The sequence below is a fragment of the Tangfeifania sp. genome, assembly GCF_055108615.1.
On the sequence record NZ_JBSQIC010000126.1, the window covers coordinates 1 to 7,150 of the forward strand.

Consider the following 7,150-nt stretch of genomic DNA (forward strand, 5'->3'; position numbering starts at 1 on the left):
TACCATTTTAATTAATATATTCATATTTTAAAAACTTTGATGAATTCATTTGATTCCAAGTTAATCATTTATTTTCTGCATTCCAACAATCCTGAAAGGATTGAACAACAGTAGCCGTAAATGAAATTTACGGTTAATCGGAAACTTGTTTCCAACAACCCTGAAAGGGTTGAACTTCTGTAACCATAAAATTCATCCACTTTCAACTTTACTTTTCTTGCCCAGCCAGAAAAAAGCGCTGACAAACCAGGTAAATGCGCCAATTAGCATTAACATATTCTGAGTGGTGTGACTGATATTTCCAATAAAAAACAGAACCGGGGGTACAATTGTGAGCAGTAATCCTGCCAGTGATATAATTTGCAATATTCGTTTCATGATGCCATTTTTTTCTGATAGATTTTACTAAAAAGCGGGAACAATACAATGGATAAAATCCATGCCGGCAGCGGAAGAAAATACAGCTCAACCCCCACAAACATGTTCATAACGAGCGCGGCAATGAGCAACAGAAACCACGTAATGCCTGCTGCCCAATTGAAATTGATACCCCGGCGTTCGGCATAATAATCTTTCAAACCCAACTTATCCATAAAGTAAAAATCGGCGAAAATAACACCACCCATCGGAATCAGTACCAAACCATACAGTGCCACAAAATCCATCAATTTCATAACCAGCGCGGGGAAAAGGGCTGCAACCGTGGTTATGAATCCGGCAAACAGTGTTACTTTCCAGCGTTTCCAGTTGGGCGATGCTACCTGCAATGCCAGTCCGGCACGGTAAAGCGTGGGATTGGCTGTCGTCCAGCCGGCAATAATCACACACAATGCCCCGGCAATTCCAATAGCCTGGTAAGCCACTTCGCCGGGTGCGTCGCTGGTGGCAGCAGCGTATAAAATTCCGGAAGAAATCCAGGCGACGTAATGCCCCAAAAACATGCCCACTGCCGATGCAAAACCGTATTGCCATTTTTTGGCATACCGCATTATCGACAAATCGCTCATTCCGAGGTGCATGGCTGCATTGGCAAACCAGGTAAAAAATATGACGTGCCAGATGGTAAACTGCGATTGCCCCGGGAGTGCTTTGCCTGTCCAGATTTTTTCGCCGGCCACTTCCCAAAAGTTGCTCAAATCAGTTTGAATTCCCAGCTTCGAAAATGAAGCGATGGCAGCAGCCACAAAAATAAAGAACATCCAGGGAGCGGATACTTTGGCAAAACGTGCCAGTTTCTCAAACCCGAGAATGGCAAAAGTGGTTATAATTGAACCAACGGCAAACACCGTAATCACCCACCCCACACTTTCGGGGTACATATCGTTCAGCGTGGGCATTTCCACATTGAAAGGAATTCCTACAGCCGTGGCCGAAACAGCCACCATTGCTCCTGCAAGGAAGCAAAACATCAGGGCATTCACAATATTATAAATGAACACGAGGATAGAGCCGCAGATTTTTTTCAGTTGCCAGTAAAGCGATAACCGGGCTTTAACTGCAATGGGCGTGGTAACAAATGCCCAGCTAAGCACAGCGAGTGCATTCCCGATTAATCCGCCCACAAACATATCGGTTACCGAAACGCCATGTGCCACAAAAAGCATCCCGATTACAAACTCGGTACCTGCCACGTGCTCACCCGCAAAATTCCCAAGGAAGTTGCCAATGCCCTGCAACGCATTTTTCGAAACCGGCTCGCGGTCAAATTCATACAGTGCATCCAGCTTTTTAGAAATGGTTTTTGCTTTCATTTTTTTGATTTAGATTTTCTATTTTACCGGCTAATTTAGGGAATATATTTAAAAAGGATTATCCTGTGGTGTCTGGATTAATTATGCTGTAAAAAAAACTTTTACTTTTTAATTCTACTTTGACATTGGACAGAAAAAAATGAAAAACCGATTTTTCTTATTTTATACCCCAGCCCAAAGGGGAGAAATAAGAAAAATCTATCCCCGGGGTTCAGGGTAAAACAGATACCTGCCCGAATTCAGTCGGGGATTTTTTAACTCTAAAAAAATGTGTCAAGGAAGAATTAATTTCTTTTTCAGAATGTAAAAGTTATATTTGCTCTTCGTGAATTTAACAAACCAACCGTGGAAGACCTCGATCTATGGAAAAATATTAAGGACGGCAATAAAGGAGCCCTCAAAAAATTACACAACAAATATTATTATCAGATGTGCCTTTATGCCATTAAATCAACCGAAGGAAACACCGCGTTGGCCGAAGAGTTGGTATCCGATTGTTTCATAAAGTTATGGGAGCAGCGCAATAAAATTGAAATAAAAACCTCGGTTGAACACTATCTCTTTTTAATGCTGTACAACGCCATTATGGATCATTTCAGAAAAAAAAGAATACTTACCGAACCGCTGGAGAAAGATTTTATTGCCCCGGCAAATGAAAAAGAATTCGACGATCAAAAGCAGTATGCCCGGTTATACAAGGCGGTTAAAACGTTGCCATCCCAATGCCGAAAAGTGCTCGAACTGGCTGTTTATGAATCGCTGACCTACCAGGAGATTGCAGATAAACTAAACATTTCGCGAAACACGGTAAAAACACAGATGGGCCGTGCCTACAAATACCTGCGCGAAAAGCTCGACCCAAAAGATTTCAACTTTTTCCTCATCATAAAAAAGAAAAAACCACATTGACGTTGTCATTTCGACCCGCCAGCTGGCGGGAGGAGAAATCTATTTCAATTTTCTCCCAAAGGTGTCAACCTGATGATTATAAACAAAATATCAAATAACAAAATACAAATATCAAATAAGCTCCAAAAATCCCCATAAATCGCTATTAATCTCCATCAATTTCCACTTAGTCTCAATCCTGCACTTACTAATTCACTACAAATCAACATTATACAACTCCATCTTTAACTTTTCGCAAAAAAATTCTCCATTCCTGTCACCCCGTTCTGATTCAATTTACGTCTTATTAAACACAACCGCAAATCAACTAAATGTAACTTGATAACCGGTTGTTCATAGAATAAATTTAGTTTGGTTAGAAGAACGACTGAAAATTTCGGTCGTTCTTTAACGACGTTAACAACAATTGAATGAAGGAGACAAAACAAGATAAAATTTGGGAATTGGCCGCTTCAAAAGCACATCAGGAAGCAGACAAAAAAGAAATCAGCGAGTTGGAGCAACTCCGGCAACAAACCGGCAACAAAAAAATAATTGACGATTCCCGGAAAATACACAATGATTTGCAAGCCACTGTCCCTCTTTATAATACTTCCGAAAATCGGTCGTGGCATAAAATTTCCGATTATTTCAAAAACAAGAAAATCCGGTTATTTCTTTCCGTTTCAAAATACGCAGCAATCATAGTTCTGGCGCTTATATCGGGTATCTTAATCAACCACTACTGGAAAGCCCCCTCGGGCCAACCGTTAACTTATTCTGAAATAAAAGTGCCGTTGGGACAAATGGCGGAGATAACACTAAGTGACGGCACGCATGTTTGGCTCAATTCAGGCACTACTCTCCGGTACGCTGACAATTTCGGCAATGAAGCGCGAGAGGTGAAATTGAATGGTGAAGCCTTCTTTAAAGTAAAAAAAGACGAAATTCCTTTTAAGGTAAAATTAAAACGAAGTGAAATTGAAGTGCTTGGGACTTCCTTTGCCGCCATTTCCTACCTGGAAGATAATTTCAGCAAAGTAACACTGGTGGAAGGCTCGGTTAAAGTGAACAAAACCACAGGTGAAGAAATTACACGCTTAACACCGAATGACCAAATCCATATTCCTGAATCCCCGGAAGAGTTTTCGGTAAAAAAGGTAGATACCCGGTTTTACGAAAGCTGGACCGAAGGAAAAATTGAATTCGACGATGAAAAACTGAGCGATGTGACCCGCCGGCTGGAACGGTGGTATAACGTTGAAATACAATTTGAGCAGGAAGAAATTGGCAATTTGCGCTTTTCTGGAACAATACTGAAAAATAAACCCTTCAATCAAATTGTAAAGGCATTTTGCCTGTTGCTGCCTGTTGAAGTGGAATACCAAAACAACATAGAAAATAAAGATGTGATAATAATCTCAAAAAAGTAAGTGCCTATGGAAAAATAACCTGGAACCTAAACAGGGTGTGAAAAAATTCACACCAATATCCACGACTAAGGTTCACTAATACCGATTGTATCGGAATAAGTTCACCTAAGTCGGGATTAACCTGCAAAAACTTCATAAAAAAAAGAATCGTTGTTGGAAGCAGGTTAAAAAAACGGCAGATATGCCCCACATATCTACCGTTACGATTAAAACAATTTGTAAAGTGTAATAATCATTAAAAATTTGTAAATTTATGAAAAAACTATCAAACCGGATTGGGTTATCCCGATCCTTGAGAAAATTTTTGTTAATCATGAAATTAACGTTAACTATTCTACTATTCTCTCTCGCAAGCGTAACCGCTTCCACTTATTCCCAAAACACGCGGTTAGACATCTCCTTCGAGAACGGAAACATTACAGAACTCTTCAAGGAAATTCAGAAACAAAGCGAATTCTATTTTTTCTATCAGAACAAAGACCTTGAGGAGCTGGACAATGTTTCTGTAAACGCACAGGATGTCACAGTAATGGAAATCCTGGACCAGGTACTGGCCGGTAAGAACATGAGTTACGAAATTGTCGATCGCTACATTGTAGTGCGCCCTGTGAATGATTCATTTGGCGATGAAATTCTGGCATCTGTCCGGGAAATGAACAGTGCACAACAAAACGAAGTAACCGGAACCGTAACGGACGAATCCGGACAACCTTTGCCGGGAGTTACCGTGGTTGTAAAAGGAACTACACGAGGTACGGTAACTAACGCCGATGGGGAGTATACATTAACAGGAATTCCTGATGATGCCACGCTTCAATTTTCATTTGTTGGGATGCTAACTCAAGAAATTCCCGTGGGAAATCAGACAACCATTAATGTAAGTATGGCAGAAGATACCATTGGAATTGAAGAAGTTGTTGCCATTGGTTATGGTACCATGCAAAAAAGGGATTTAACCGGATCAGTTGGTTCAATTAATATGGATGAGGAACTGGCAAGCCGCCCCGTGGTTGATTTTGGCCAGGCGATGTACGGTAAGATAGCCGGCGTTCAAATCATAAATGGGAATGGAAGACCTGGCTCTTCTTCAACAGTTCAAATTCGTGGTATCAATTCAGTTAGCGCCGGTAGTTCCCCGCTAGTTGTGATTGATGGGGTTCAGTTACCAGGATATGATCTTAACTCAATAAATAGTAATGATATTGAATCCATTGAAATTCTAAAAGATGCATCTTCGGCTGCAATATACGGTTCCAGAGGCGCTAACGGTGTAATTCTTGTAACTACTAAATCAGGTGTTAAAGGGCAATCAAAACTTCAATTAAACTATACATTTAGTGTACAGGATGTTATCAGAAAAATTGATGTAATGAATGGCGCCGAATATGCTGAAGCTTCTATTGATGCAGCCCAAAATGGTTGGATCGAAACAGGAGGAGATCCAAATGCACCCAATACCATTGAAGCAAGAGGAGAAATAAAATACACCTGGCCTGAAGCTCTTGAGCATCCCGAAACTCTTGCAAATACCGATTTCCAGGACGCTGTATTTAGGGTTGCCCCAATGCATAAAATAGACTTGAGCTTCTCAGGTGGAAACGACAAATCAAATTATGTTGTATCAGCAGGATATGTAAATCAGGAAGGTATCGTTATCACATCCGATTATCAAAAATACACGCTCAACCTAAAAGCCAATACCCAAATAGGAGAATGGATGGAGCTGGGAGGAATGTTAAATACAAGATACGATCATGAAAATGAACCCTATAACAGAATTGTAGAATGGGCAGTTCAGTATCCGTCAATTTATCCGATATATGGGAACAACGGATACTTAGGTGATCCGAACAGTGTAGATGGATTTGAAGATTATTATGCCATTTTATTCCGGGCAAAAAATGGTCATCCTCTATACCGAATAAATGATGATATACAACATCATAAATTTACAACCATTGGAAATTTATATGCAAAAGCCAAAATCTACGAGGGACTGCATATTAGAAGCTCTTTTAATGCGTTTTATAACAGAGCCGATAATACTGATTATCAAGCAGGGGATCATCAAATGGGGCCGTCTTATTATTCAACTGTAAGATTTATTTCGAATATGAATCGTACCCTAAATTACACGTGGGAAAATTTATTAACCTATGACAAAACCATTAACGGTCATACATTCAATATAATGGCCGGATATGAATATAACAAACGTGATTATTATTATTTAGTTGGAGAAAGAAGAGATTATGATAATGATGACATACACTATCTTGCTGCCGGGAAAACAATCTACGACACCGATGATGCAGCGAATCAAACAGTATTAATCTCTTATTTAGGGAGAATTAACTACAGCTATTTAGGAAAATATATATTTTCAGCATCATTCAGAAGAGATGGGTCGTCTCGTTTTGGCCCCAATAATAAGTGGGGAAACTTCCCTTCATTCTCAGCAGCATGGCGTATAAATGAAGAATCATTTTTCAATTATGACAAAATAAGTAACCTAAAGCTAAGAGCAAGTTATGGTTTTACAGGAAATGATAATTTTGCCGACTACAGGTGGGTTAGCAGCATGAATCAAGCTAAAGTAGCAATAGGAAATAATCTGGTAACTTCATATTATCCTTCAAGTGTTGAAAACAGAGATTTGGAATGGGAAAGAACACAACAATTAAATGTAGGATTAGATTTAGGTTTGTGGAGAAATCGTCTGATTATTGAAGCTGATGCCTATCGTTCAATTTCTGATGGATTGTTATTGGATGTACCGGTACCTTCAACCAGTGGATTCAGCAGCGTTTTTACGAATATTGGAGAAGTTCAGAATAAAGGGCTTGAACTTAACATCACATCACGCAATTTAACGGGTGATTTAGAGTGGTCAACACAACTGACATTTTCCACCAATAAAAACGAGGTGACTAAATTAGGTGTGGATGATTCTCCAATGATCTACTCCCCTGGATTTGGGATGGAATCAATTAACAAAGTTGGTGAAGCCCTGTTCAGTTTCTATGGCTACCAATACGATGGAGTTTATATGAACCAGGCAGAAGTCGATGCCGATCC

General features: G+C 39.8%; 5 protein-coding genes. 3 read left to right on the top strand and 2 right to left on the bottom strand.

Going from position 1 to position 7,150, the window contains the following annotated elements; all coding sequences use genetic code 11:
- Positions 1 to 192: 192 nt before the first annotated feature.
- Positions 193 to 378 (bottom strand): hypothetical protein, encoded by a 186-nt coding sequence (locus ACTCNA_RS17045; RefSeq protein ID WP_462949145.1) that lies wholly within the window; start codon positions 376 to 378, stop codon positions 193 to 195.
- Entirely contained in the window at positions 375 to 1,751 is a 1,377-nt protein-coding gene (locus ACTCNA_RS17050) for a purine-cytosine permease family protein (RefSeq protein WP_462949146.1), read from the bottom strand. Before ACTCNA_RS17050 ends, ACTCNA_RS17045 begins: the two co-directional genes overlap by 4 nt.
- A 345-nt stretch (positions 1,752 to 2,096) precedes the next feature.
- Between ACTCNA_RS17050 and ACTCNA_RS17055 the strand changes: the two genes are divergently transcribed.
- The 3 genes from ACTCNA_RS17055 to ACTCNA_RS17065 form a co-directional block, all read left to right on the top strand.
- Positions 2,097 to 2,660 (top strand): RNA polymerase sigma factor, encoded by a 564-nt coding sequence (locus ACTCNA_RS17055; RefSeq protein WP_462949147.1) that lies wholly within the window; start codon positions 2,097 to 2,099, stop codon positions 2,658 to 2,660.
- A gap of 410 nt (positions 2,661 to 3,070) precedes the next feature.
- Complete coding sequence (locus ACTCNA_RS17060) at positions 3,071 to 4,072, top strand: FecR family protein (RefSeq protein WP_462949148.1); 1,002 nt, start codon at positions 3,071 to 3,073, stop codon at positions 4,070 to 4,072.
- Between the two features lie 253 nt (positions 4,073 to 4,325).
- The coding region (locus tag ACTCNA_RS17065) for a SusC/RagA family TonB-linked outer membrane protein (RefSeq protein WP_462949149.1) at positions 4,326 to 7,150 on the top strand (2,825 nt) is incomplete at its 3' end.

Bases quoted from the DNA above. Each gene is read 5' to 3' on its own strand.
- ACTCNA_RS17045 (WP_462949145.1), bottom strand. From the start codon at position 378: ATGAAACGAATATTGCAAATTATATCACTGGCAGGATTACTGCTCACA.
- ACTCNA_RS17050 (WP_462949146.1), bottom strand. From the start codon at position 1,751: ATGAAAGCAAAAACCATTTCTAAAAAGCTGGATGCACTGTATGAATTT.
- ACTCNA_RS17060 (WP_462949148.1), top strand. From the start codon at position 3,071: ATGAAGGAGACAAAACAAGATAAAATTTGGGAATTGGCCGCTTCAAAA.